This window comes from Winogradskyella eckloniae, from assembly GCF_013249045.1.
Classification (GTDB): Bacteria; Bacteroidota; Bacteroidia; order Flavobacteriales; family Flavobacteriaceae; genus Winogradskyella; species Winogradskyella eckloniae.
Genome location: NZ_JABRWP010000005.1, coordinates 102,459 through 128,833, shown reverse-complemented (window position 1 = coordinate 128,833; position 26,375 = coordinate 102,459). Strand labels below are relative to the sequence as shown.

The window sequence follows — 26,375 nt, the reverse complement described above, 5'->3', positions numbered from 1 at the left end:
GTTTATAGTTATTGTTTAATGATTATAGCTAAACCTACTGTTTTTCTTCCTTTATTATTCAGAATAGTCAATTCGTCATTTAAAAGTTACAGTTGGGTCACTTAGAATTCTATGTGCATGTAAAATTGTAGAAGTTTGTTTCATCAATTAAGAAACGAACTTTTAATCAATCAAAAACATGAACAAGCTCATCACTATTCTCATTTTATTAATCTTTGGTATTGCCAATGCGCAAACGACTATTTCTGGTAAAGTTACAGATACCAAAAATGATCCAATTTTTGGAGCTAATGTGTACTTAGAAGGTACATATGATGGTGCAACAACCATTGAAGACGGCAGTTTTTCATTTACAACAACAGAAGCAGGAGCACAGACTTTAGTAATTTCATTTTTGTCCTTTGAAACGAAAGCGGTACAGATGGACGTTTCAGAAATGCATCAACTTATTATTAAATTAAGAGAAGATGTAGAATCCTTAGATGCTGTAGTATTAAGTGCAGGCACGTTTGAAGCTAATGACAACAGCAAGGTTTCTGTTTTAAAACCGTTAGATGTGGTAACCACAGCCAGTGCTTTAGGCGATTTTGTTAGCGCATTGCAAACATTGCCAGGTACTTCTAATGTATCAGAAGATGGACGTCTATTTGTAAGAGGTGGTAATGCAGACGAAACTCAAATATTTATTGATGGCATAAGAGTGTTTACACCATATACGCCTTCTCCAAATAATTCGCCTACACGTGGACGATATTCACCATTTTTATTTGATGGTATTACGTTTTCTACAGGCGGTTATTCATCAGAATATGGTCAGGCATTATCTAGTGTATTGCTTTTAAATACTATAGACGAACCAGCACAAGAAAAAACAGATATAGGTATTATGACTGTAGGCGCTACGTTAGGAAATACTCAAAAATGGGAAAAATCTTCGCTTAGCTTTAATGTGTCTTATATTAATTTAGGACCATATCTAGCCGTTTTTGAAGACCGAAACGATTGGAAAACACCTTATAGTGGCGCACAAGGCGAAACCGTTTTTAGACAAAAACTAGATAACGGAATGCTTAAGTTTTATGCTGCTTTTGACACTTCTAATTTTGAACTCACTCAAGAAGATATTAATGATGTAGACGGAATAGATTTTAAATTAAATAATAGTAATTTTTATCTCAATACCTCTTACAAAGGTGTTTTGGGTTCTAATTGGACCATGACTACAGGTGTAAGTTATACGTATGCAAAAAATAAAATAGGAATAGAGGCGAGTGCTATTGATGGTACTGAGAACTCGGCTCATATAAAGATGAAACTGAAAAAACGTTTTCATAGTCGATTCAAACTCAATTTTGGCGTAGAGCAATTTGTAACAGATTATAAGGAAAATTACATGGACAATACATTAGACGAAACCTATGGATACGACAATAATATTACAGCAGGTTTTGCTGAAGCCGATCTTATTTTTTCAAAAGATTTAGCCTTAAAAGTAGGAATGCGAGCAGATTATAGTTCAATTTTTAAATCCACAGAAGTTGCACCAAGAGCTGCATTAGCTTATAAAACCTCAAAAAACGGACAGTTTTCTTTGGCTTATGGTAACTTTTTTCAAAACCCAAATAGAGATGTGCTAAAGTTTAATCAAGATTTAAAGGCTGAAAAAACAGCGCATTATATTCTTAATTATCAATATGTAAACAATGGCAAAATATTTAGAGCCGAAGCTTATAGAAAGGATTATGACAATTTAATTAAATATGATACGGATTTTGTGCAATATGATAGCGATTTTAACAGTTCGGGAATTGGCTATGCGCAAGGTTTAGATTTTTTCTGGAGAGACAACACAAGTATTAAAAATGTAGATTATTGGTTGAGCTATTCATATTTAGATACCGAGCGTAATTATCAAAATTTTGAATCCGCTGCTCAACCAAATTATGCAACTAATCACAATTTATCTGTAGTTGGTAAATACTGGATAGATAAATGGAAAAGTCAAGTAGGTGTTTCGTATAACTTTTCATCTGGTAGACCATATACCAATCCTAATACAAATCAATTATTAAGTGAACGGACAAAATCTTTTAACAGTTTAAGTCTAAATTGGGCCTATTTGTTAGATCAACAAAAAATACTATACTTTTCAGTGAACAACGTTTTAGGATTTAGAAATATAAATGGCTATCAATATTCTAATACACCAGATATGAATGGTCAATTTCAAAGAAGCGCATTAACTCCAGCTGCAGATCAATTCTTTTTTGTTGGATTCTTTTGGACCATTAGTGAAGATAAACAAGACAATCAACTCGATAATTTATAGAATTTATTTGGTTTTAAACATGATTAAAATCATGATTAATGAGGATTCTGGATGGTAAATTTATACTATAAAATTAATCATCATGGAACTCAAAAAAAACCCAAAAGCCAATGTAGGTCGAAACAGCAATCTATACTTTGCTGTCGGCTTAAACCTCATGTTAATCCTTACTTATATAGGATTAGAACATAAGACTTACGAGAAAGACATCATTATAGCAGATGTGATAACGTTAGATGAACAATTTGATGAAGACATTCCTATTACCACCATTAATTTACCACCACCTCCACCACCTTCTCAAAAGCCAATGATTACAGAATTAATAACCATTGTTGAAGATGTTGAAGATGTAGAAGAAACCGTTGTGAAAAGTACCGAAATAGGACAAGATGATGTTATAGATGATAGAGTTGTAGGTGTAGAGGAGGTTGAAGTTGTTGAGGTAGAAGAGGATATTGAAGTGCCTTTCTCTGTTATTGAAAGAGTACCAACATTTCCTGGTTGTAAAGGGACAAACGCGCAATTACGAAAATGTTTTGAAGAGAAGATGCAATCACATCTATTAAAAAACTTTAGGTATCCAGAAGCTGCAGCAGAGCTGAATATACATGGTAGAGTGTTTGTATTTTTTGTTATAGATAATACTGGGAAAATCACAAAAATAAAAAGTAGAGGACCAAATAAATTGTTAGAAGCTGAAGCGGAACGTATAATGAGTTTATTGCCTAAAATGGAACCAGGTAAACAGAGAGATAGAAACGTTAGTGTACCTTATAGTATTCCCATAAATTTTAAGCTACAACAGTAAAAGCATTAAGCTGTAATTAACGCAGTAAAGACCAATATGATCTTTATTGCGTTATTATGTTTATTGACCATTATAAATATGGATTTTGTTTAGTATACCAATTGCATAACTCGTCATTACAGATAAAAGTTCCAGATGGAATTAATCCTATTTTTTTCAGAATCTTATTAGAAACCGTATGATTGACCAATGCTGCTGCACCAATTTCTTTAAGTTTTAAATCTTTAAAACCAAAATTCAACGATGCTATTGCAGCCTCTGTTGCAAAACCTTTGCCCCAAAATTGCTCTTTTAATCTATAGCCTATATCGTAATAATTAAATTCTTGTCTTACATAGTCTTCGTATTTAAGACCAGACCAGCCAATAAAAGCATTTGTAGATTTTTCTATCATGGCTAAACGACCCAAACCATTAGTTTTGTACTGCTGTAAAATACTTAGAATCATGGCCTCTGATTGTTCAATGGTTTTAACCGGTTTATTTCCCAAAAACAAATGCACTTTTGGGTTAGAGTCTAACTCAAAAAAATCATCTTTGTCGGCAAGAGTGATTGGTCTTAATATGAGTCTTTCCGTTTCAATAATTGTATCCATTTAATCTTTTTTAGAATATGCTGTTAGACTTTTTTTTAATGTTTCTGCACCAAATTGATTAAATTTAAAGTCCATAATCTTTAAATTTTGTTGCTCTAAAGCCCAATCAAAAAACAATTGAAACGTTTGTTGTCTTTGATGATAGGCTTCTTTATAATTCGGAAACTCTGATTCTATAATCTTGTAGATTTTATCATCTTTAATTTCAAATTTTCTAATTGATTTATAAGGCTCAATTTTCAACAGCTTATCTCTATCACAATGATAGGTAGAAAGAAGTTCTATAATATTACCATCTGAATAAACAATTTGAACTTCCATGTTGTCGTTCATGACTTTTCCCCAAGCAAAATGGTGTGCGTAATCTGTTTTGCTTTTAATAGCTAATTCCGTATTAAAATATTCAGAAAATTCTGGGTGTAATAGCTGCATCGTAGCTATAGAATCTTTTTTATTATAGGCCTCAATAAAGTTTAGTACGGTTTGCGTATTAGTGGTATTGTAGAAGGATAAGCTATCTGTGGTTTTGGTGTAAATGGATTTTAGGGTTTCTAAACTGTCTATTTCTCTGTCTAATTTAGCATTAAGTTTATCAAATTTTTGTTGAATTTCTACAGATTGATAATAGGAATAAATTAATGCATTTATAGTCTTAGTGCCATATAATTGAGAGGCTTCAAAATAGGTGCTACTCAATATGGTATTGAAATCTTTTAAATGATTTTGTTGGGCTGAAGACTTAGCCGTAGACATTTTTAAGCCCATACCAGTTGCTTTAAAATACGATTTCATTTTATTAAAATCGATTTCTGTGTATTCTAAGTTGTCTAAGACATCTAGTGTTTCTTCAAAAATTAACGGTTCAGTAGCTGCAGATTTTATTTGACCAAAACCTACAGTTGTAATTAAGATACAAATGAGTACGGAAACATATAATTTTTTAAACATTAATAGTGTTTTTAGTCCTAAGGAATACTAATTTCAAACAAAATATAACAAATAATTTAGTCATCTAAATTTAAGTCTGTATCTTTTATGTCCAAATTACCTTTATAAATTAAATAATAAGCCAAAATAATTTAACTAGATGAAACAAATTATAACATTCGGAGAGGTTTTGATGCGTATCTCACCAAGAGGAAATAAAAAATTTATGCAATCAAATATTGTAGAGTTTTACTTTGGAGGAACAGAGTTAAATGTAGGGATTTCTATTGCTAATTTTGGTGGTAATGTAAAGCATATTAGTGTTGTTTCTGAAGATTTTATTGGTGATACTGCGATTTCGTATATAAGAAAATTTGGAGTAAGTACATCTTCGGTAGAACGTTCTAAAAGACCATTAGGTGTATATTTTTTAGAAGTAGGTGCTGTAATGAGGCCAAGTCAAATCTCGTATAACAGATCACATTCTTCATTTTCTGAAATTTTACCATCTATGGTAGACTGGGAAAAAGCACTACGAAAAGGCAATTGGATGCATTGGACAGGTATTACACCAGCTTTAACTCAAGGTGCTTTTGATACATTAAAAGACGGCTTAAAGCTTGCAAAAGAAAAAGGGTTAACAATTTCGGCAGATCCAACCTATAGAAGTGGACTATGGAAATATGGTAAAGATCCAAAAGAAGCCTTAATTGAATTGCTAAATTATTCTAATATTTTTATTGGTGGAATTAATGAAATTAATGAAGTTTTAGGAACGGATTATTCATACTCTAATGATGATTTTAAAAAGGCGAGTCAGCAATTAATAGAAACGTTTCCGTCTATTGAAAAGGTATTTGATAAAATAAGAACTTCGTTAAATGCGTCTTGGCATAAAATTAGAGCACGTATGTGGAATGGCACAGAATTTAGAGAAACAGAAGATTTAGATATTACGCATATAGTTGATAGAATAGGAACAGGAGACGCCTTTGCTGGTGGCTTAATTTACGGATTACAACACTACGATGACTATAAAGCCATGTTGTTTGCTTGTGCCGCATGTGCCTTAAAACACACCTACGAAGGTGATGTGAATTATAGTAACGTGGATGATGTTATTAAAATTATTGAAGGTAATATCTCAGGACGATTCGTGAGATAGCATCATTACTGTTCGCCTAACTACGATTTCGGAATAACAACCTTTACAAATAAAATAATTAAAGAAGGAAGCGGCTGTAAACTAAGCCCTAAAATTAGTCTTTATTATATTTTTTATGTTCAATTTTCTTTTTTTCTAAAATTGCGTAAAATTTGCGTGGCGATATTTTTAAATCTCTTGTGATATCACTTACCTTTTTCTTACCTTTTTTATATAATTTTATATTAGCATTTACTTTTTTATTGAAAAAGTGTGTTTCTAGCTTATCAACGATTTGTAATTCTGTTAAATTAGTTGACGCTGCATAATTTTCAATTTCAGATTTAATGTTTGATAATGTGCTCATAGCTCTCATTTTTAATATGTTGCCTCGGAAGTGTTGGTTTACCTTGGCAATAGTGGGATTAATATGGCCTAAAGTTAACAAATAAAAAATTAAAAATAAATCCGAATGGAATTTTGAAAAACCTTGTCGGTACTAAAATACAACCTTATAAGTTGACTTATTTTGTAAATAGATTACCATTCTCTCCAAAGATCAGCGATACCTTCACCATCTGCATAATCTTTAGGATTTAATCCTGAAGCTATTGTTATTTTATCAATTAAAAAACACAAGTCTTCCCTTTCACCAGTTTCAATTAATCCTTCTACTTTGTTGTTTAGTGCATTTAATGCTATTACGGCTGTTTCAAAATATTGGGCTTTTTTTTCTTTCGATACGTCTTCTCCGGCTTTGATTAGCTTATCTATTAGGTTATCAAAAATATGTTTTGCAGCATCACAATTTTCTTGTGTGTATTGTTTCATGTCAAAATCAACGGCATATTCTATCCAATTTTTAAATGGGTAGAACGTTTTCATTTTATTTAATTTTTCTGAATAGGATAGACTATTCATTTCGGTTATGTTTTCGTCCATTCTTAATTTAAATAATTTTATTTGTAAATCATTTAATTGGCCATTGAGATCAAAGGTTTTGTTTCTATACAATAGTTTTACATAATCTATCCAAAATGAAGTGCCAGAGATTTCTACTTTAATTTCTTGTTTTGGAAACTTAAATATAACATAGTCATCGTCATAATTAGCGTCTGTGTTATTAAAAGATTCTTCTATAATAATTAAGGTGTCGTTGGTTTTTAAATCATATAAACGCAACCAACCTTCTGACAGATCTATTTTGTAATTACATATTTCGGTGTCTTCAGAAATTAATTTTCCTTTTTTTAATATTAGATTTTGAGCGTCTAAAAAAAAGGACGTCATTACTAAACCAATATAAAGTATAACTGTGCTTTTCATTGAGATACGGTTTTGAAAATTACTAAAATGTTTAGTGCTTTTTGATGCCGTATCTAAGATAGTTAATTAATTGTAAACTGCTAAAACTTAATCGTTTTGTGGAATTGGAAATCCTCGATCTCGCATGAGTGCTTCAATTTTAGCATCTCGACCTCTAAATTTTCTATACGCTTCGGCTGGTTCCATGGCGTTACGTGGTGCAAACAAATACTTTACTAATTTATCGGCAATCGCTTTATCATAAAAACCATCTTTTGCTTCTCTAAAAGCTTCAGAAGCATCACTAGTTAAAACATCTGCCCACATGTAGCCATAATAGGCTGTGGCGTAACCTTCACCGGAAAACACATGACCAAATTGAGGTGTTCTGTGACGCATTGGTAATTCTTTTGGCATACCTAATTCGTCTAAGGTTTCTTTTTCAAATTTATCAATGTCAATATCTGTAGGATCTGCTAAGTGTAATTTCATATCTATTAAAGCAGAGGCTAAATATTCAGTGGTACCAAATCCTTGATTAAAAGTGGAGGCTTTTTTGATTTTTTCAACCAATTCAGCAGGTATCGGTTGACCTGTTTTATAATGCACTAAAAATTTATTAATAACTTGATCTGTAGATAACCAACGCTCTAATAATTGGGACTGAAACTCAGTATAATCTCTAACACCACTATTTAAGGTTGGGTATTTGACGTCGGCAGAAAAGAAGTGAAGGGCATGGCCAAACTCATGAAAAAACGTAGTGGCATCATCCCATGATACTAAAACGGCTTCTCCAGGTGCTGGTTTTACAAAGTTAGAATTGTTAGAGGCTAAAACATTTTTATCGCCTTCAAAGGAGTCTGCACTTCTATAGGTTGTGGCCCAAGCTCCAGAGCGTTTCCCTTGACGCGCGTATGGGTCTAAATACCATAATCCTATATTTTTACCAGTATTTTTATCTGTTACTTCCCACACTTTTACGTCTTCATGAAATACAGGAACTGTGCCTTCTTCAACAGGTGTAAAATTATAATTAAACAGCTCGCCAGCCACAAAGAACATAGCTTTTGTAAGTTGGTCTAATTGTAAATATTGTTTGACTTCATCGCTATCTAAGTCGTATTTCTTTTTTCGTACTTTTTCTGCATAATATCTATAATCCCAAGGTGCTATTGTAATAGAATCTCCAAGTTCATTGGCTATAGCTTGCATATCTGCAACTTCTTCTTTTACTCTTGCTGTTGCTGCAGGCCAAACAGCCATCATTAAATCCATAGCGTTCTCAGGCGTTTTAGCCATGCGGTTTTGTAAGCGCCATTCTGCAAAATTGTCATAACCCATTAATGCGACACGTTCTTTACGTAATTTTAAGATTTGGGCTATAATTTTGTTATTGTCATAGTCATCACCATTGTCGCCTCTGGCGTAATAGTTTTCCCAAACTTGTTTTCGCAATTCACGTTCTGTAGAATAGGTTAAAAAAGGATCCATAGAAGACCTTGTATTGGTAATGGCATATTTTCCTTCTTTACCTTTTTCTTTAGCTATGTTTGCTGCAGATTTAATAAAACCAGGAGACAAACCACCTAATTGATTATCGTCTAAAAAAGTGATGTAATTTTCTTCGTCATGTAAAACGTTGTTTGAAAAATCGGTGTATAATGAAGATAATTCCTTGTTTATTTCTGCGTAACGTTTTTTCTTTTCTGCATCTAAGTTAGCACCATTCATCTCAAACTGTTTGTAGGTTAACTCTACAACACGCTGCGCTTGTGGTTCTAACGGTGTTTTTTGAGAAGCCTCGTACACGGATTTAATACGTTGAAAAAGTGATTCGTTTTGAGAAATTTGAGATCTAAAATCTGATAATTTTGGTGCCAAAACGGATTGTATTTTTCTAAATTCTGGAGTAGAGACATTACTTCCCATTATTCCGTAATATGTAAAAACACGATCTAAGGCTTTACCTGCACTTTCCATAGCGACTATGGTGTTTTCAAATGTTGCAGCCGCTTCGTTATTTGCAATGTTTTCAATTTCTGCTAAATTTAGAGCCATGGCTTCTTCAATTGCTGGCTGTATGGCGTCTATAGACATTTTATCAAAAGACGGAACACCTTGATAAGGACCTGTCCATTCTTGAATGAGTACGTTATCGCTCATAGTTATTTCTGATGTTTTTGTTTGGTCCTCATTGCAACTTGTTATAAGAGCAAGGCTAAACACTAATGAGAATTTAATGGTTTTAGAAATCATGTTGGTTGGTATTAACTATTTCAAAAAATATGTAAATATTATTGGAAACCAAGGTAATTAATATAAAAGTAAAGGGTCTTAAAAATATTATAATTCTTACTCTTGAATTTTTGTTGTTTTCTTAATGTGAAAACATGTAACTAATCTATTAATTCTACTTTTCTAATGTATACATTATTTAAAGGCCAATCGCCTTCATCTGTTTTTACATTGGCAATTTTATCTACAACGTCCATACCAGAAGTGACTTCTCCAAAAACCGTATAGTCTTTATCTAAATAGGCTGCACCACCTTCGCGCTGAATAATAAAAAATTGAAATGGCGACGCTAACTTATAAGCATTTTCAATTTCGCTACTTGGCATAGAGATAGCACCTCTTTTATGAGTGTAACCACGTTTAGTATCTGGCAACAGTAAGTATTTACCTATTTTTTGACGCCTTTTAGCAATGTTATAATCGTCACTGCTTCCACCTTGAATGACAAAGTTTTTTACCACACGATAAAACTGGGTATTATCAAAGTAGTTTCGTTTGGTTAGGTAAACAAAATTGGCCCTATGAAATTTAGTTTTATCGTACAGTTGAATTTCAATAATGCCAAAATCGGTAGTTATTCTTGCCTTGTTTTCTTTATGTATTTTGTCGTATTCTAAAAAGAATTCCATGGCATTGGCATCGGTAAGTAAAGGATATTCTGTTGTTGGTTCTTTTTTGAATTTAATTTTAGAAGCCGTGTCAATAGAATCTTTTACGACTGATGTATTTGTTTTTTTTGAAGTTTGTTTATCTTCACAATTAAGAAGCAATAATCCTATGCCGAGAATCATCGGTAATATCAATTTAAATTTCATAAATGCAGTTTAGTACGTTTTTAGAATCCGTAGTAAAAATAAAACATCTTGGTCTTTTAGGCGAAGACTCTCATGCTAAAATGTCGCCTCCTTATCGCTTAGAATTAGCTCAAAAGAATAAAGAAGCGGGTAAATTAGCAAAAAAAGCAGGCGTAATGGCTTTGTTTTATCCCGATGACAATAACGAAACACACTTAGTACTCATATTACGAAAAACGTACAAAGGCGTGCATTCTGCGCAAATTGGATTTCCTGGAGGTAAATATGAAGAAGGTGATTATAATGATCTTATGGAAACGGCCTTAAGAGAAACGGAAGAAGAAATTGGTGTCTCTAGAACGCATATTGAAGTTATAAAACCAATGACACCTTTATATATACCACCAAGTAACTTTATTGTGCATCCTTTTATAGGTGTTTCTAAAAATGAATTAAAATTTGTTAAGCAAGTTGAAGAGGTGGAGTCTATTTTAGAAATTAAGTTTAGTGATTTTATGGATATGAAGAATTGTGTAACAACAACAGTATCAACCTCTTTTAATGTGGAGGTGGATGTGCCTGCATTTAAATTTAACAAGCACATTGTTTGGGGAGCAACAGCGATGATGCTTATTGAAATAAAAGACTTGCTAAAACAAGTTTTATAACTTAACTTAATGGTTACATTTGTAGACGACTAAAAATTTAGAATTATTTATGGGATTATTCAAAAAGAATCCTTTTGGACATATACTTTGGGTTAAAAAATGGCTAATTAGAATATTAGGTTTATTTACACATAGACGTTTTAGAGGCTTTAATGAATTACAAATTGAGGGCTCAGAAATTATAAAAAATCTGCCAGATACTAATGTGTTATTTATTTCTAATCATCAAACCTATTTTGCAGATGTAATTGCCATGTTTCATGTGTTTAATGCAAGTTTAAGTGGTCGTTTAGACAATATAAAAAATGTAGGTTATTTATGGAATCCTAAGTTAAATATGTATTACGTGGCAGCAAAAGAGACCATGAAATCTGGGCTATTGCCTAAAATATTTGCATACACAGGTTCTATTAGTATTGAACGTACATGGCGTTCTCAGGGAAAAGATGTTAATCGTCAGGTAAAAATGAGTGATATTACCATGATAAAAACGGCACTTAATGATGGTTGGGTTGTAACGTTTCCTCAAGGAACAACAACACCTTTTAAGCCCATTAGAAAAGGAACCGCTCATATTATAAAAACGTATAAGCCTATTGTTGTGCCTATTGTTATTGATGGGTTTAGACGCTCTTTTGATAAAAAAGGATTAAGAATAAAAAAGAAAAATATTTTTCAGTCTTTTGAAGTAAAAGCGCCTTTAGAAATAGATTATGATAACGAGTCTATTGCAGATATTGTTGAAAAAATTGAATATGCTATAGAGCAACATCCTTCGTTTTTAAAAGTCATTCCTCAGGCAGAACTAGAGGAAAACGAACGATTAAATAGAGAATTACGTGATATGTAGTGTGCTATAAGCAATAGATGCTTTGCTAATCTAGTTTAATTTTAAGCCTTTGACACTACTTAATTCAATACCAAAAAACAGAAACTTATGAAACGTAGATAACTGTACACCTGTTTCAGTAGTGATCCAGTTATCCCAAGTAGCTACTAAGCCTTCAATAGGAATAATATCGACCCACATTTGGTAGCTGGTTGGTTTGCCTTCATCGTCAAAATGCCATAGGTAAGAATCTCCTGGTGTTGTTCCTCCAGCATTATAGGTAACTAATAAGGCGTCTTTATTATTTTTAGTTTTAATTAACCTACGCTCAGTATTAGGATCAAAGACTTTAAATGGTGCCACTAACCAAAACGAATCGTTGTTAAAGTAATTCGTCGCTTTTGTAATGTAATCTTGCTTTTCTATGCCATTATAGGCTTGTTCTAGTACAAATACTTTAGAATCAGATGGGTTGTTAAAATCTAGAATGACACTAATGTTGTCCCAATAAACTTCACAAGTATTATGTAATTTGTACCATTTATAATGATGTATATCTTTAAACGTCCATTCAATGTAATCTGTGTTAAGGTAAGCTTCTTCATTCAAGGATTTAAGCATGTTTGTAGCGAGTTGATCTGCTGCAGCGCCTTGTGGTCCTGTTGGTAAATCTTCGTTATATTTAAAATATACAAAGCCGAACAGTAGGAGTGAGGGCAATGTGAAAAAGACTATAATACCTACGGTAATTTTTAATATTTTCTTAAGCTTAAATTGTTTTATCATTTTATAAATAATTATCCAATAAAATTAAATTCGTTTTCAATTTCAATACGCTTTGTTTGGCTAAACGAAATGAGGTCTTCAAAAAATAAGGTAAAATCAGCTTCAAAAGCAATATAATGTGCTTTGAGTTCTGTAGTAGCTTCATTCATTTTAGATTTACCTTTGGTTCTCTGATTCATGCCATTCAATACCTTTTGAATGCCTTCAATTGTAGCATAACTTAACAACCAATTCCCTTCAATCATTAATGGTGTTATTCTTTTGAAACGTGGCGGCAGTATATCTATATGTTGACTTAGAATTTTATAAAAATCATCTATATATTCTGCCAAAGGAATATCTGAATAACTGGACCAGTTTTTTGCCAAAAAATGATCAAAAAAGATATCTACAATTACACCACTGTAATGACCATAATTTTTATGAAGCCTTTTGGTGCATTGTCTAAAAATAGGATGCGCATCCGTAAACGTGTCAATATGACGATGGAGTTGAATCCCAATTTGTATTTCAACAGGATACATTTTGTATTTATTACCTCTTACACCATCACCAACAAAATTTCCAATAGTGATTAGTTTGTTGTCTCCGGATAGATAAATATGAGCGAGAAAATTCATATGTCGAAATTACAAATTCAAATCCAACCATTCTGACTTTTATACAAATAAGTAAACTATTTTTTTGTTTAGAGTTTATCTTTTTTTTTCGGTTAAAAGACAAAAGTCAAGCTGAGTTAAAGACCAAAATAAGATTAAGATACTATATTTGCTAAAAATTAAAAGAAGTATGACCTTAATAAAATCAATTTCAGGAATTAGAGGAACTATTGGAGGACCAGTAGACGATAACTTAACACCTATAGATGCGGTTAAATTTGCGGCAGCTTATGGTACATGGATAAAATCGCAACGTCAAAAAGACTCCTATAAAGTAGTTGTAGGACGCGATGCTCGTATTTCTGGAGAAATGATTCAAAATTTAGTAATGAATACATTAGTCGGTTTAGGTATTAATGTTGTTGACTTAGGTTTGTCTACAACACCTACCGTTGAGATAGCTGTACCATTAGAACATGCAGATGGTGGTATTATTTTAACTGCGAGTCATAACCCAAAACAATGGAATGCTTTAAAATTATTAAATGCTAAAGGCGAATTTTTAAATGGCGCTGAAGGACAGAAAATTTTAGAGATCGCTGAATCGAATACAATGAATTTTGCTGAAGTAGATGATTTAGGTAAAATTACAGTAAATGATGCTTATATAGATATGCATATTGATGAAGTTTTAGACTTAGAACTCGTTAATGTAAATGCCATAAAAGATGCTAACTTTAAAGTCGTTGTAGATGGTGTAAACTCAACAGGAGGTATAGCTATACCATTATTGTTAGAACGTTTAGGTGTAGAGCCTGTAAAGTTATATTGTGACCCAACAGGTCATTTTCCGCATAATCCAGAACCACTTAAAGAACATTTAGGGGATTTGGCAGATGCAGTTGTAAAGGCAAATGCAGATTTTGGTATCGTTGTAGATCCAGATGTAGATCGTTTGGCTTTTATGGACGAAACAGGAGAGATGTTTGGTGAAGAGTACACATTAGTAGCTTGTGCAGATTACGTGTTAAGTAAAAACCCAGGAAATACGGTTAGTAACATGAGTTCTACACGAGCTTTACGCGATGTTACTGAAAAACATGGCGGAACTTATGAAGCGAGTGCAGTAGGTGAAGTGAATGTGGTTACTTTAATGAAAAAGAACAATGTAGTTATTGGAGGAGAAGGCAATGGTGGTATTATCTATCCAGATTCTCATTACGGACGTGATGCTTTAGTTGGTGTGGCTTTATTTTTAAGTTTATTGGCCGAAAAGCAAATGAGAGTGAGTGAACTGAGAGCGTCTTATCCAAATTACTTTATGAGTAAAAAGAAAATTCAGTTAACACCTGGTTTAGATGTTGACGGTATTTTATCTACAATGGAATCTAATTATAGTCATGAAAACTTAACAACTATAGATGGTGTAAAAATAGATTTTGCAGATAGTTGGGTGCATTTACGTAAGAGTAATACAGAGCCAATTATAAGAATTTATACAGAAGCGCCTTCCCAAGAAGCAGCAGATACTTTAGCTGATCGTTTTATTGCAGAAATTAAGAAAGTTGCTAATATTTAGTATCTTTAAATACTTTTAAATTATTAAATAATAAGACTTCTATTTTCTATGAATAGAAGTCTTATTGATTAAAATATTTGGCTATGATTATAGAACCTAACACTACAGAATCTACAGAATTAGAAAACTACTTCAGTAAGTTTAGACAACATATAATTGGCCAAAATCAAACTTTTGTGTCGCCATATGGTGAGCAAAAAATCATTTATACAGATTGGACAGCATCTGGTCGCTTATACAGACCTATAGAAGAAAAGATTTGTAATGATATTGGCCCTTTTGTTGCGAACACACATACAGAAACGACGGTGTCTGGTACAGCAATGACAAAGGCATACCATAAAGCAAGGCATATTATTAAGGAACATGTAAATGCCAACGAAGATGATATTCTTATTGTCTCTGGCAATGGAATGACAGGTGTAGTCAATAAGTTTCAACGTATACTTGGATTAAAGGTACCTGAGAATTTAAAGGAGTTTACAACCATTCCGGATGAAATGAGGCCTGTGGTTTTTATTTCGCACATGGAACATCACTCTAACCAAACAACTTGGTTAGAAACGATGGCAAAAGTTGAAGTGGTTCCTCCTAATGAAGAGGGTTTGTTTTGTTTAAAGAATTTAGAAAAGTTGTTAGTGCAATATAAAGATTGTACTATTAAAATTGCATCTATTGTAGGCGGTTCTAATGTAACAGGAATTCAAATTCCGCACCATGATGTTGCTAAATTAATGCATCAACATGGAGGTGTTTGTTTTGTAGATTTTGCCTGTTCTGCGCCTTATGTTACTATGGATATGCACCCAGAAGATAAAGAAGCGAAACTCGATGCCATATTTTTTTCGCCGCATAAGTTTTTAGGTGGTCCAGGAACCTCTGGTGTATTGGTTTTTAATAAAAAACTATACAAAAATATGGTGCCAGATTGTCCTGGAGGCGGCACCGTAAGTTGGACGAATCCTTGGGGAGAACACAAGTATATCGATAATATTGAAGATAGAGAAGATGGTGGTACACCTGGATTTCTTCAAACTATTAAAACAGCATTATCTATTCGTTTAAAAGAGCAAATGGGTGTGACAAATATGTTGCAACGTGAGCATCAATTGGTGGATATTATTTTTTCTAAGCTAGACGGAATTGAAAATATTCACATTCTTGCAGGTCAACATAAAGACAGGTTGGGTGTTATTTCATTTTATATAGACGATTTACATTTTAATTTGGCTGTAAAATTACTGAATGATAAATTCGGCATTCAAACAAGAGGTGGTTGTAGTTGTGCAGGTACTTACGGACATTTTTTATTACACGTAGATCAGCAAATGTCTCATGAGTTAACGAATGAAATTTCAATTGGTGAATTGGTAAGAAAACCGGGTTGGATACGTATGTCTATTCATCCTACAACGACTAATGCTGAAATTGAATTTGTCTGTGATTGTATTCTTGATTTAGCTAAAAATCATGAGACATGGGCAAAGGACTACGAATATTCTAAGTGTAATAATGAGTTTGTGCATAAAACTTTAGTAGATAAAACTTCTGGTTATTCTGAAGTTAATAATTGGTTTAATTTAAGTATGTAATCTGTAGTAATGAACAATTTATTTAATACATCTGATTTAAATGGCATTGTAGAACGGCTTGAAAAACTTTCTCCAAACGCTGAAAGGAAATGGGGGAAAATGAATATCGGTCAAATGCTTGCACATCTAAATGTATCTCTAGAAACAGCCATGGGATTAAATTTTCCTAACCGCATATTTATTGGAAGACTAATTGGAGGCTTTATGAAACGTAAGGTTTTGAATGAACAACCATTTTCTAAAAACTCTCCTACGGATAATAATTATGTATTTACCGATGTTAGAGAATTTGAAAAAGAAAAAAATAAAGCTATTGAATTAGTAAAAACGTTTCATAACAACGGACCAGAAAAATGTACTACTCATCCGCATTCATTTTTCGGGAAATTTACTCCAGAAGAATGGGCGATTTTACAATGGAAGCATTTTGATCATCATTTAAGACAATTTGATTCTTAAATCTTAAGAGAACTTAGCAGGCACTTTATCACGATGTTTCCATCGCTTATGTGTCCAAAGGTAAAACTGAGGAGCTTCGATAATCTGTTCTTCAAGAAGTTTGAAAAATATATCTGTGATTTCGTAATCTTTAAGTTCTTTTGGATGTTCTGTTATCGTTTTAAAGGTGGTTTCATAGTAACCACGCTTTATGCGTTTTACACTAAAAAACACAACTGCCATATCTAGTTTTTTAGCCAAAACTTCAGCACCAACATACATTGGTACATTTATGCCCATAAAGGTATTCCAATATAATGCTTTATGCGCTTTTGGTGATTGGTCTGATACAAAGCCGTTAATTGTTAATTCTCCTTTTTGCTTTGCAGCATATAGAACTTTAAATGTTTCTTTAGTCGTTATTAAAAACGTATTGTGTCTTGCTCTAATTTGTTTTACTAATTTGTCAAAATACTTATTAGCCAATCGTTTGTATACCGCATAGCCTTTATGTTTTACATACTTTTGAAGAATAAAAATCCATTCCCAACTTCCATAGTGTCCACACATTAAAATTACACTTCGCTGTTTGTCTTCAAGATTATTAATTAATTCTATGTTAGTGAATTTATAACGTTTAATTAATTCTGCCTCAGAAATAGTCATAGATTTTAAAGCCTCTACCATCATATCACAAAAATGATGATAAAATTGGCTAGTTATTTTAGCGATTTCTTTCTCTGATTTATCCGGAAAAACTAAGCGTAGATTTTCTTTTACAACCGATTTTCTATATCCGAAAACGCGATACATTAACAGGTAAATTAAATCCGAAAAACCATAGAGTAATCTAAAAGGTAAGATGGAAATTATCCAAAGAACTGGGTAAACTAAGATGTAAGCAATAAGTTGCATTAAAGTATGATTGCATTTAAGCACAAATATATATATTTGATTTCTAAGAATAGAGTTTATGGATAATTTAGGAATAAGTATAGTAACCATAGTTATTATTGCAGCGAACGGTATCATTTCGTTTAAGGGATTTGACGATCGTGGATTCTTTGAAAAATTTAAATTCAATGTAGGCAGTATAAGACGTGGCGAACAAATAAGAATGTTAAGTTCTGGGTTTCTTCATGCTGATTTAACACATCTCTTCTTCAATATGTTTACTTTGTATTTCTTTGCAGATTTTGTTGTCGCTAGGCTAGGTTCGGTTCATTTTTTAATCATCTATTTTGCTAGTTTAATCTTTGGAAATCTTTTATCTCTGTATTTTCATAAAGACGAATATTGGTACAGTGCTATTGGTGCAAGTGGTGCAGTAACAGGTATTTTGTATTCGGCCATTTTATTAGAACCAGGTATGAGTTTGTACATGTATTTTATTCCTATCCCAATTCCTGGTTACGTATTTGGTATTGGTTATTTATTGTACTCCATTTATGGGATGAAAAAAAGTATAGGTAATATTGGGCACGATGCCCATTTTGGTGGTGCAGTTGGTGGTTATGTCATTACTTTAATATTGTATCCAAGTATATTTCAAACAAATTTGGGCTACGTTGGCTTATTAGCCATTCCTATAATTATTCTCTTTGTATTACATAAAACAGGGAAGTTGAAGTAAGTTACCATCTAATTAGAACCGGTTTCTCATTTTAAATCACATATTTTACAATACTTTTGCAATAAAGAATTGAAAAATGCATAACGATACTATTGTAGCTTTAGCAACACCTTCAGGAAGTGGTGCCATTGCAGTTATAAGATTGTCAGGAAATGATGCTATAACTATAGCGTCTAAATATTTCAAATCTATATCAGGCAAAAATTTAAGTCAGCAGGCAACGCATACCATTCATTTAGGTCATATTATTGAAGGCGATAAGACCATTGATGAGGTATTAGTTTCAATTTTTAAAGACCCAAATTCTTATACAGGAGAGAACGTTATCGAGATTTCTTGTCATGGATCATCTTATATTCAACAAGAAATTATTCAACTCTTTTTAAGGCATGGATGTAGAATGGCAACGGCAGGTGAGTTTACCTTAAGAGCATTTTTAAATGGTAAGCTCGATTTAAGTCAGGCCGAAGCTGTAGCAGATTTAATTTCTAGTGACAACGAAGCCTCGCATCAAATTGCTATGCAACAAATGCGTGGCGGTTTTTCTTCAGAAATAGCAAAGTTGAGAGAAGAGCTCTTAAACTTTGCATCATTAATTGAGTTAGAATTAGACTTTGCAGAGGAAGATGTTGAGTTTGCAGACCGAACACAGTTTAAACAACTCATAGAACGTATCAATTTTGTGTTGAAACGTTTAATTGATTCTTTTGCAGTTGGTAATGTTATAAAAAACGGAATTCCGGTAGCCATTGTTGGCGAACCAAATGTAGGGAAATCTACTTTGCTAAATGTCTTGTTAAATGAAGAACGTGCTATTGTATCTGAAATAGCAGGAACAACAAGAGATACCATAGAAGATGAAATCTCTATAGGAGGTATTGGTTTTAGATTTATTGATACAGCAGGCATTAGAGAGACTGAAGATGTTGTTGAGAGTATTGGGATAAAGAAAACATTTGAGAAAATTGAACAAGCTCAAGTCGTTATGTTTTTAGTAAATAGTGCACAGTTGGCGTCTAATACTGCAGCCTTAAAGAATATTACAGTTGAGATTGAAAAGGTAAAGAATAAGTTTCCTCAAAAGCAGCTTTTGGTTGTGTTGAATAAAATAGATCAGATTTCGGATACAGAATTAGCCAATATAAGTACAGTTTTACATACCAATGCCATAAAAGTGATTCCTATTTCTGCAAAAACGCGTTTTGGCGTTGAGCAGTTAACCAATAATCTTCTCAATTTAATTAATACAGGTGCATTAAGAAATAATGAAACTATTGTGACGAACTCACGTCATTATGATGCTCTACTAAAAGCTTTTGAAGAAATACAAAAAGTAAAACACGGACTAGAAACAGGATTGTCTGGTGATTTATTAGCTATAGATATTCGTCAAGCCTTATATCATTTTGGAGAAATAACAGGTGAGATAACCAATGATGATTTGTTGGGTAATATTTTCGCTAATTTCTGTATTGGTAAATAAAATGTCTTTTCTCTTACTGTCAAGTAGTTAGCGTATTTTTCTTTTCCTTCGCTTTGTTCTTATATATGTTACCTCATATGTACTGCATTTTTTTAATATGTAGTACAAACATACTGCATTATGAAGATAACATTATAAAAGCGCAAACTAGCAAGTGGTAAAATTAGTTTGTCAATAGAATACGATAAAGGTTGTGAAACTACAGCTGATTACAAACGAAGACACATTAGAAAAAATGAAAACTTAAAGTTATATGGAAAGATGTAAACAAAATTGTTTACATTCGTAATATGAGTAAATTAATAGACAAATACAAAGGCATTCATCCAGGCATAATTTTGGAACGCTTACTAAACAAAAAAGGCATTTCACAACGCCCTTTTGCTTTGTCTATTGATGAATATCCGCAGACAATTAATGCCATTTCCAAAGGCAAACGAAAACTGAATACGCCTCTAGCTTTAAAAATTGAAAAAAAACTAAATTTAGAAGAGGGAACACTTGCATTGCTACAAACCTATTTTGATATTAAGGAAGAAAAAAATAAAGTAGAAAAAAATACCCCAAACTTAAATCTTTTAAGAACTTCATTGTTTTGGGATACAGATATTTCTAAAATAGATTGGCAAAAGCAAAGTATTGCAGTTATTAAACGTGTATTTGAGCGTGGAAACGACATTGAAAAAGAAGAAATTAAACGTTTCTACACCAATGAAAAAATTGAAGAAGCACTTGCACGAGGTATTCGTAAACCCTACACTATTTATAGAAACAAAGAAAAGGTATAATGCTATATTATAATACGGTTGATGAACTATTGAAAAATAGCTTACTAAAATTAATGCAATCCGATGTATTCAATGGTTTTAGATTGGTGGGTGGTACAGCATTGAGTTTACAAATAGGGCATAGAGAGTCCATTGATATTGATTTGTTTAGTGATTTGCAATATGGAACATTAGATTTTGATACCATTGAAAAACATCTAACAGAAAGTTTTCAATATGTAGATTTTTTAAACGTTCCACCAGCAATGGGAAAAAGTTATTTTGTTGGAGAGGACAAAGACCATACAATAAAACTCGATTTATATTATACAGACACTTTCATTCAACCCTATATTGAAGTTGATGATATAAGAATGGCAACTATTGAGGAAATTATAGCAATGAAAGTTGATGTAGTACAAAGAGGTGGAAGAAAAAAGGATTTTTGGGATTTACACGATTTGCTTAAATCTTATGGTATTAGCCAAATGTTAGATTTACACAAGCAAAGATATCCTTATACACACGATCGAGATTTAATTATCCAAAATTTTACGTTCTTTGACGAAGCCAATGAAGATTTTAATCCTATTTGCCTTAATGGAAAACATTGGGAATTTATAAAGGATGATTTTGAAGAAATTATAGGCAAGTATAAAAAGTCACAGTAATAATCTTCTTTTACTATACTTCTGTATCTATAAATAATACTATTTGTACCTCATGTGTACCATGCATATATTCTTATCCCTTATAATAAAGAGACGTTAAATATTGTATCAGAAAGTAATAGTTTTAATTTCATACTTATTAATAATTCTAAGCACTAAGATCTTCTGGTTTTTATTTGAGCCTAATGTGATTAGATGGATTTTGTAGCGAAAGTTTATAAGATTATCATAATTGATTGAGTCATAAGTGACTACCTAACTAGCGTTTTAAATGTTAAAAAAAATATAATTTTAATAACTTTGATTTGATAAAATAGTTGCAATAATTTTGTAAATTATGCCGTATAGTTTGATTTGTGAATAAGCCCTTAACTTCTTTCGCTTCACTAACTAACTAAACCGCTTTATGATTATTTATTTTATTTTGCTACTAGGATTGCTGTTAGCAACATGTAGTTTCTCCATTCTGTATAAATTAAGATCCAATTTTGGTTTAGCACCTCTATTTATGTTTTTAGGTGCTGTTTTGTTTTTTTCTAGATATTTGGGAAGAAGATTAGATGTAACAATTTTTGATGACCACCTTTTTGGTTTAGTATCGGTAGTTTTGTTTGGTGGTTTTCTATTTTCGGTGCTGCTGATATACATTAAAGAAGGCGTAAAGTGTACAAGAGCACTTATTACTGGTGCACTCTTGTTAACTCTAGTTTTGGCTGTAATGATGCCTTGGGTTCAAAATGCTGAACTTATGGATTTACGCCATCATGGATGGGAAAACCTTGTGCTTTTATATAATATTAAAATGTTGTCTCTAAATGTTATTATTTTAGTGATAGAATTGATTTTATTGGTTATTGTTTATCAGTATATAGTACAAGCAATAAGACGTGTTCCTTATTTTTTTGTTTTAGTACTGTCATTAGTTACCGTTTTAGTATTTGATAGCTTTGTTTTTTATTTGTTAATGCCTCAACCTGAGTTGTTAGAATCTTCAGGCTTTGTATCTCAATTTCTGCATAACATTGTTGTTGGAATATTATATGCAACCTTACTTTATTGCCATTTAATAGTCATTGATAAAAAGAAAATTAATCTCGATTTTTTACGTACCCAAAGAAAAGAGGTGCTTTCAATATTCAAATCGAGTACAGAAACCATAGATGTTAATTACGAAAAAGAAGTATTGGCACAGAAGCCAGCTTTTAAAATTGAGAATGCGTTAAATTATATTTCAGATGGTTTTGTAACCTTAGATAATGATTGGCGTTTTACTTTTGCTAATATAAAGACAGGTGAGTTTTTAAGAGAAAATCCTGAAGATTTAATAGGAAAACAAATTTGGTCTGTATTTCCAGATAATGAAGATTTGTATTTCTCTAAGCAATATCATAAGGCAAAACAAACACAAGAAATTCAGACGATAGAAGGATATTACAAGCGATTAGATAAATGGTTTGAAAACAGAATATACCCTTCAGCAGAAGGTGTTACTATTTATTTTAAGGATATCACGGAAAAGAAGAAAAGAGATAACTCTTATCAAATGTTGGGTTCTTTAATAGAAACTAGTGATCAGTTTATTGGTTTGGCTTCATTAGAAGGTGTTCCTTTTTATTTAAATTCTATGGGTAGAGCATTGGTTGGGTTAGATGAAGAGAGCTTGCCAGAGTCTATAGCTGATGTTTTTCCAGATGCGTATCGAAGTGTGATTGAAGATGAACATATGCCAAGTTTATTTAAAGATGGTAAGTGGACTGGTGAGGTACTGTTTAGACATTTTAAAACAGGCGCATTAATACCGATGGAGATGTCTGGTTTTTTAATCAGAGACAACATAACAGGTAAGCCAATCTCTATGGGTATAGTTGCTACTAATATAGAAGAACGAAAAATTGCGGCAGAAAAGTTAATTAATAGCGAAAGTTTATTTAAAACCATGTCTTCTGAAGCGCCTTCCGGAATTTTTCAAACAAGTATTGAGGGCTCCTGTAATTATGTGAATGAAAAGTGGACGCAATACGCTGGTATTTCATACGATGAAGCTATGGGTTACGGTTGGGCTTCTGCGATGCACCCAGAAGATTCAGAAAGAGTAAAGAAGGAATGGCAAGAGTATTTGTCTTCAAAAAATGTAGAATTAGAAACTGAGTTTAGGTTTTTACATAAAAATAATAAGGTAGTTTGGGTCTCTGTAAAAACCGTTAGAACATGCGATGCTGATGACAATATTAATGGTTATATAGGAATGGCTATTGATATTACAGAAAGAAAATTAGCAGAAGAACAATTAATAAATAGTGAGTTGCTATTTAGAGGATTAACAGCCAATGCACCTGTGGGTATTTTTAAAACCGATGCATCAGGAAGTTGTAGTTTTGTTAATAAGCAATGGATGGCGTACTCAGGCTTATCATTTGAAGAAGCGATGGGCTTTGGTTGGTCTAATGCTTTACATCCAGATAATAAAGAAAAGGTTATAAAACTTTGGCAAGATTCAGTAGAAAATGAAACTGAGTATAATGTAGATTTAAGATTTTATAATAAAAAGATAGGTAAAACCTTTTGGCTCACGGTAAAATCAGAGCGTTTATATAACGCTAAAGGTGAATTACAAGGGTTTATTGGTGTTTGTATAGATATTACGCAGCGTAAACATGCAGAAAAGCAACTTATAGAAAACGAAAGGTATCTAGAAAATATATTAAATAATATTGGCGATCCGGTCTTTGTAAAAGATGACCAAAGCAGAATTGTTTTGGCTACTGATGCATTCTGTTCAATTTTTAATATGTCCAAAGAAAATATTTTGGGCCAAACGTTAGTAGATTATTTTCCTGAAGATGCAAGATCCCGTTTATTACAAAATGATCAAAGTGTTTTAGACACAGGGTTGGTTAATATACAAGAAGAAACGCTCACTCTAGATAAAATAAATACGAGATCTTTATCCACTAAGAAAACACGCTTTATTGACGGTAATGGTAATAAGTTTATCATAGGTGTTATTAGAGATATAACAGAACGTAAAAAAGTTGAAAAAGAAATTGCGAAAATGCAATCCCAAGTTAATGCAGCAATTAGAATTGGTAAAATAGGGTATTGGAGTTGGGATATTAAAAATGACGAAATTTATTGGTCTGACTTATTATATGATATTTATGATGTTGATAAGGGGACGCAACTAAATTATGAAACAGTATTAAGTAGATTACATCCAGAAGATAAATTCATTCATGATAATTTAATCCAAGAGACAATTGCAATTAAAGGTTCTGAATCCTTCGAATATAGAGTCATATGGAGAGATAATTCTATTAAATATGTTAAGGTAGACTTAGAAGTGGTAACTAATGAATTCGACCAAGCCATACGACTTCAAGGTACAGTGTTAGATATTACTGAAAGAAAAAAGGCAGAAATTGATTTAATTGATAGTGAAAAACTATTTAAGCGTTTAATATCTAATGCTCCAGTTGCTATTTTTCAAACAGATAGGGAAGGGATGTGTAATTATGTAAATGAAGAATGGCTAGCTTATACAGGTCAAACATTCGAGAATATTATGGGTTATGGATGGACAAATTCGATACATCCAGAGGATAAAGAAAAAGCCATTAAAGAATGGGAACAGGCCGTAAAAGACCATAAAGACATTACATTTGAGTTTAGGCTTATTGATCCCAATGGGGAAATAATTTGGCTTTCTAATAAGGCGATTAGAACTTTAGATTCTAATAACGATTTTAATGGTTATATAGGCATTACATTAAATATTACAGATAGAAAAATAGCAGAAGAAAAAGAACAGAAAAATAAAGAATACCTTAATAATATCCTTAACAATATTGGTGATCCTATTTTTGTTAAAGACGATCAAAGTAGACTGGTGCTAGTAAACAACGCGTTTTGTGCTGTGTTTGGTCTTCCTAAAGAATCTATTTTGGGTAGAACAATGGAAGAAAAATTACCGCCAAGACAGCGCGAATCTTTTTTCAATATAGATAAAAAAGTGTTTGAGACTGGTCTAGAGCACGTTAACGAAGAAACAGTAAATTTTAATGGTAAAGAACCTAGGACATTTTCAATTAAAAAAACCAGTTATAACGATGGTGGAAATATGTTATTATTAGGTGTACTCAGAGATGTTACAGAGAGAAAAAAGGCAGAAGAAGAAATAAGAAAAACACATCAGCGTCTTACAACGCATTTAAATAATTCTCCTCTAGGTATCATAGAATGGGATAAGGATTTTAAAATTACCAATTGGTCACCACAGGCCAAAAATATTTTTGGTTGGTCTGCAGAAGATGTTGTAGGTAAAAACGTTAAGGAACTCAATTTAATCTACGAAAAAGATAAAGAGGTTTTTAGAGTTGCATACAACGAATTAATTAACGGAACTGTTAAAAATAATAGATATATAAATCGTAACTATACCCAAGACAAAAACATTATATATTGTGAGTGGTATAATTCGGTATTGTTATCGCCAACAAAAGAAATAGAGTCGTTTTTTACCATGGTTCAAGATGTGACCGAACGTATAGAAATTGAAAAAGGAATAGCGGAAAGTGAAGAGAAGTTCTCAAAAGTATTTAACTCTAGTTTAATAGGTTATTCCATTGTCAATACAGATCAAGTTAGAGTAGATGTTAATGAAGCCATGGCAAAAATGCTAGAGTCTACAAGAGAGCATTTAATTGGTAAAACTATGGAAGGGGCAAATATAGAAGTCTTAGATGATTTTTATTATAACCAAAAAAAGAGACTGTATGAAAAACTTCTGGAGAATAGATATTTACAAAATGAGATAATAGACAGAACCTTATTAAGCGGAAAAAAAATAAGTTTATTGTGCTCTGTAGAAACAATAGAAATTGCAGGAGAAACACATGCTTTATTTGCTGTAGTTGATAATACAGAGAAAAAAATAACAGAACAAGAATTAGAAAATTATAGAAATAACCTTGAAGAATTGGTAGCATTGAGAACAGAAGAGGTGAATTCTAAAAATGCGCAATTAGAGCGTATGAACAAATTATTTGTAGGTCGGGAAATAAGAATGAGAGAACTAAAAGACATTATAAAGACATTAAAAAACAAGAATGATTAAAATCTATATGGCAG

22 protein-coding genes are annotated in these 26,375 nt (G+C 32.3%); 13 read left to right on the top strand and 9 right to left on the bottom strand.

The genetic code is table 11. From position 1 onward, the window contains the following. The first annotated feature begins 178 nt into the window (after nt 1–178). Both HNV08_RS10145 and HNV08_RS10140 read left to right on the top strand, forming a co-directional pair. A complete protein-coding gene (locus HNV08_RS10145; RefSeq protein ID WP_173281203.1) occupies nt 179–2,329 on the top strand; it encodes a TonB-dependent receptor in 2,151 nt (716 codons plus the stop codon). Between the two features lie 82 nt (nt 2,330–2,411). Next, nucleotides 2,412–3,140, top strand: a complete 729-nt coding sequence (locus tag HNV08_RS10140) for an energy transducer TonB (RefSeq protein WP_173281202.1) — start codon at nt 2,412–2,414, stop codon at nt 3,138–3,140. Between the two features lie 70 nt (nt 3,141–3,210). On the opposite strand, the gene HNV08_RS10135 is transcribed toward HNV08_RS10140, so the two are convergent. Further along, on the bottom strand, nt 3,211–3,735 hold the full coding sequence (locus tag HNV08_RS10135; protein ID WP_173281201.1) for a GNAT family N-acetyltransferase: 525 nt from the start codon (nt 3,733–3,735) through the stop codon (nt 3,211–3,213). Beyond that, nucleotides 3,736–4,683 carry a hypothetical protein gene (locus HNV08_RS10130; RefSeq protein ID WP_173281200.1) on the bottom strand — a complete coding sequence of 316 codons (948 nt, stop codon included), beginning with the start codon at nt 4,681–4,683 and terminating at the stop codon, nt 3,736–3,738. A gap of 139 nt (nt 4,684–4,822) precedes the next feature. Here HNV08_RS10130 and HNV08_RS10125 point away from each other — a divergent pair, with 139 nt between their 5' ends. After that, nucleotides 4,823–5,827 (top strand): sugar kinase, encoded by a 1,005-nt coding sequence (locus HNV08_RS10125; protein WP_173281199.1) that lies wholly within the window; start codon nt 4,823–4,825, stop codon nt 5,825–5,827. 94 nt (nt 5,828–5,921) lie between these two features. Here HNV08_RS10125 and HNV08_RS10120 read toward each other — a convergent pair whose 3' ends face one another. The 4 genes from HNV08_RS10120 to HNV08_RS10105 form a co-directional block, all read right to left on the bottom strand. Next, nucleotides 5,922–6,173 carry a hypothetical protein gene (locus HNV08_RS10120; RefSeq protein ID WP_173281198.1) on the bottom strand — a complete coding sequence of 84 codons (252 nt, stop codon included), beginning with the start codon at nt 6,171–6,173 and terminating at the stop codon, nt 5,922–5,924. A 173-nt stretch (nt 6,174–6,346) separates the two neighbouring features. Beyond that, the gene (locus HNV08_RS10115) at nt 6,347–7,132 is read right to left on the bottom strand and encodes a hypothetical protein (protein WP_173281197.1); all 786 of its coding nucleotides are present in this window, start codon (nt 7,130–7,132) and stop codon (nt 6,347–6,349) included. Nucleotides 7,133–7,219: 87 nt separating this feature from the next. Continuing rightward, nucleotides 7,220–9,370 carry a M3 family metallopeptidase gene (locus HNV08_RS10110; RefSeq protein WP_173281196.1) on the bottom strand — a complete coding sequence of 717 codons (2,151 nt, stop codon included), beginning with the start codon at nt 9,368–9,370 and terminating at the stop codon, nt 7,220–7,222. Nucleotides 9,371–9,510: 140 nt separating this feature from the next. Continuing rightward, nucleotides 9,511–10,224 (bottom strand): peptidylprolyl isomerase, encoded by a 714-nt coding sequence (locus HNV08_RS10105; RefSeq protein ID WP_173281195.1) that lies wholly within the window; start codon nt 10,222–10,224, stop codon nt 9,511–9,513. Between the two features lie 2 nt (nt 10,225–10,226). On the opposite strand from HNV08_RS10105, the gene HNV08_RS10100 reads away from it, so the two are divergent. Together HNV08_RS10100 and HNV08_RS10095 are read left to right on the top strand one after the other, a co-directional pair. Further along, complete coding sequence (locus tag HNV08_RS10100; RefSeq protein ID WP_173281194.1) at nt 10,227–10,871, top strand: NUDIX hydrolase; 645 nt, start codon at nt 10,227–10,229, stop codon at nt 10,869–10,871. Between the two features lie 49 nt (nt 10,872–10,920). Next, entirely contained in the window at nt 10,921–11,721 is an 801-nt protein-coding gene (locus HNV08_RS10095) for a lysophospholipid acyltransferase family protein (RefSeq protein WP_173281193.1), read from the top strand. 30 nt (nt 11,722–11,751) lie between these two features. On the opposite strand, the gene HNV08_RS10090 is transcribed toward HNV08_RS10095, so the two are convergent. Further along, on the bottom strand, nt 11,752–12,486 hold the full coding sequence (locus tag HNV08_RS10090) for a hypothetical protein (protein WP_173281192.1): 735 nt from the start codon (nt 12,484–12,486) through the stop codon (nt 11,752–11,754). 11 nt (nt 12,487–12,497) lie between these two features. Next, nucleotides 12,498–13,106, bottom strand: coding sequence for an acyl carrier protein phosphodiesterase (locus HNV08_RS10085; protein ID WP_173281191.1), 609 nt, complete (start codon nt 13,104–13,106; stop codon nt 12,498–12,500). 169 nt (nt 13,107–13,275) lie between these two features. On the opposite strand from HNV08_RS10085, the gene glmM reads away from it, so the two are divergent. The 3 genes from glmM (at nt 13,276) to HNV08_RS10070 (ending at nt 16,715) form a co-directional block, all read left to right on the top strand. Beyond that, nucleotides 13,276–14,664 carry a phosphoglucosamine mutase gene (gene glmM, locus HNV08_RS10080; protein ID WP_173281190.1) on the top strand — a complete coding sequence of 463 codons (1,389 nt, stop codon included), beginning with the start codon at nt 13,276–13,278 and terminating at the stop codon, nt 14,662–14,664. An 83-nt stretch (nt 14,665–14,747) separates the two neighbouring features. Then, entirely contained in the window at nt 14,748–16,256 is a 1,509-nt protein-coding gene (locus HNV08_RS10075; RefSeq protein ID WP_173281189.1) for an aminotransferase class V-fold PLP-dependent enzyme, read from the top strand. Nucleotides 16,257–16,265: 9 nt separating this feature from the next. Then, the gene (locus tag HNV08_RS10070; protein WP_173281188.1) at nt 16,266–16,715 is read left to right on the top strand and encodes a DUF1569 domain-containing protein; all 450 of its coding nucleotides are present in this window, start codon (nt 16,266–16,268) and stop codon (nt 16,713–16,715) included. Between the two features lie 3 nt (nt 16,716–16,718). On the opposite strand, the gene HNV08_RS10065 is transcribed toward HNV08_RS10070, so the two are convergent. Next, nucleotides 16,719–17,609 (bottom strand): lysophospholipid acyltransferase family protein, encoded by an 891-nt coding sequence (locus tag HNV08_RS10065; RefSeq protein ID WP_173281187.1) that lies wholly within the window; start codon nt 17,607–17,609, stop codon nt 16,719–16,721. A gap of 58 nt (nt 17,610–17,667) precedes the next feature. Between HNV08_RS10065 and HNV08_RS10060 the strand changes: the two genes are divergently transcribed. The 5 genes from HNV08_RS10060 (at nt 17,668) to HNV08_RS10040 (ending at nt 26,361) form a co-directional block, all read left to right on the top strand. Beyond that, a complete protein-coding gene (locus tag HNV08_RS10060) occupies nt 17,668–18,327 on the top strand; it encodes a rhomboid family intramembrane serine protease (RefSeq protein WP_173281186.1) in 660 nt (219 codons plus the stop codon). Between the two features lie 76 nt (nt 18,328–18,403). Beyond that, entirely contained in the window at nt 18,404–19,810 is a 1,407-nt protein-coding gene (gene mnmE / locus HNV08_RS10055) for a tRNA uridine-5-carboxymethylaminomethyl(34) synthesis GTPase MnmE (protein ID WP_173281185.1), read from the top strand. Between the two features lie 290 nt (nt 19,811–20,100). Continuing rightward, nucleotides 20,101–20,598, top strand: a complete 498-nt coding sequence (locus HNV08_RS10050) for a helix-turn-helix transcriptional regulator (protein WP_173281184.1) — start codon at nt 20,101–20,103, stop codon at nt 20,596–20,598. Further along, nucleotides 20,598–21,248 (top strand): nucleotidyl transferase AbiEii/AbiGii toxin family protein, encoded by a 651-nt coding sequence (locus HNV08_RS10045; protein WP_173281183.1) that lies wholly within the window; start codon nt 20,598–20,600, stop codon nt 21,246–21,248. The genes HNV08_RS10050 and HNV08_RS10045 overlap by 1 nt, the downstream gene beginning before the upstream one ends. Before the next feature lie 406 nt (nt 21,249–21,654). After that, nucleotides 21,655–26,361: a PAS domain S-box protein gene (locus tag HNV08_RS10040; RefSeq protein ID WP_173281182.1), complete on the top strand. Its 4,707-nt coding sequence runs from the start codon at nt 21,655–21,657 to the stop codon at nt 26,359–26,361. The last annotated feature ends 14 nt before the right edge of the window (nt 26,362–26,375 follow it).

Excerpts from the sequence above, each read along its gene's own strand:
- HNV08_RS10050 (WP_173281184.1), top strand. The coding sequence starts at position 20,101 with ATGAGTAAATTAATAGACAAATACAAAGGCATTCATCCAGGCATAATT.
- HNV08_RS10065 (WP_173281187.1), bottom strand. The coding sequence starts at position 17,609 with ATGCAACTTATTGCTTACATCTTAGTTTACCCAGTTCTTTGGATAATT.
- HNV08_RS10145 (WP_173281203.1), top strand. The coding sequence starts at position 179 with ATGAACAAGCTCATCACTATTCTCATTTTATTAATCTTTGGTATTGCC.
- HNV08_RS10110 (WP_173281196.1), bottom strand. The coding sequence starts at position 9,370 with ATGATTTCTAAAACCATTAAATTCTCATTAGTGTTTAGCCTTGCTCTT.
- HNV08_RS10085 (WP_173281191.1), bottom strand. The coding sequence starts at position 13,106 with ATGAATTTTCTCGCTCATATTTATCTATCCGGAGACAACAAACTAATC.
- HNV08_RS10070 (WP_173281188.1), top strand. The coding sequence starts at position 16,266 with ATGAACAATTTATTTAATACATCTGATTTAAATGGCATTGTAGAACGG.
- HNV08_RS10135 (WP_173281201.1), bottom strand. The coding sequence starts at position 3,735 with ATGGATACAATTATTGAAACGGAAAGACTCATATTAAGACCAATCACT.
- HNV08_RS10090 (WP_173281192.1), bottom strand. The coding sequence starts at position 12,486 with ATGATAAAACAATTTAAGCTTAAGAAAATATTAAAAATTACCGTAGGT.
- mnmE (WP_173281185.1), top strand. The coding sequence starts at position 18,404 with ATGCATAACGATACTATTGTAGCTTTAGCAACACCTTCAGGAAGTGGT.
- HNV08_RS10125 (WP_173281199.1), top strand. The coding sequence starts at position 4,823 with ATGAAACAAATTATAACATTCGGAGAGGTTTTGATGCGTATCTCACCA.
- HNV08_RS10130 (WP_173281200.1), bottom strand. The coding sequence starts at position 4,683 with ATGTTTAAAAAATTATATGTTTCCGTACTCATTTGTATCTTAATTACA.
- HNV08_RS10095 (WP_173281193.1), top strand. The coding sequence starts at position 10,921 with ATGGGATTATTCAAAAAGAATCCTTTTGGACATATACTTTGGGTTAAA.
- HNV08_RS10060 (WP_173281186.1), top strand. The coding sequence starts at position 17,668 with ATGGATAATTTAGGAATAAGTATAGTAACCATAGTTATTATTGCAGCG.
- HNV08_RS10140 (WP_173281202.1), top strand. The coding sequence starts at position 2,412 with ATGGAACTCAAAAAAAACCCAAAAGCCAATGTAGGTCGAAACAGCAAT.
- HNV08_RS10075 (WP_173281189.1), top strand. The coding sequence starts at position 14,748 with ATGATTATAGAACCTAACACTACAGAATCTACAGAATTAGAAAACTAC.
- HNV08_RS10105 (WP_173281195.1), bottom strand. The coding sequence starts at position 10,224 with ATGAAATTTAAATTGATATTACCGATGATTCTCGGCATAGGATTATTG.
- glmM (WP_173281190.1), top strand. The coding sequence starts at position 13,276 with ATGACCTTAATAAAATCAATTTCAGGAATTAGAGGAACTATTGGAGGA.
- HNV08_RS10120 (WP_173281198.1), bottom strand. The coding sequence starts at position 6,173 with ATGAGCACATTATCAAACATTAAATCTGAAATTGAAAATTATGCAGCG.
- HNV08_RS10045 (WP_173281183.1), top strand. The coding sequence starts at position 20,598 with ATGCTATATTATAATACGGTTGATGAACTATTGAAAAATAGCTTACTA.
- HNV08_RS10115 (WP_173281197.1), bottom strand. The coding sequence starts at position 7,132 with ATGAAAAGCACAGTTATACTTTATATTGGTTTAGTAATGACGTCCTTT.
- HNV08_RS10100 (WP_173281194.1), top strand. The coding sequence starts at position 10,227 with ATGCAGTTTAGTACGTTTTTAGAATCCGTAGTAAAAATAAAACATCTT.
- HNV08_RS10040 (WP_173281182.1), top strand. The coding sequence starts at position 21,655 with ATGATTATTTATTTTATTTTGCTACTAGGATTGCTGTTAGCAACATGT.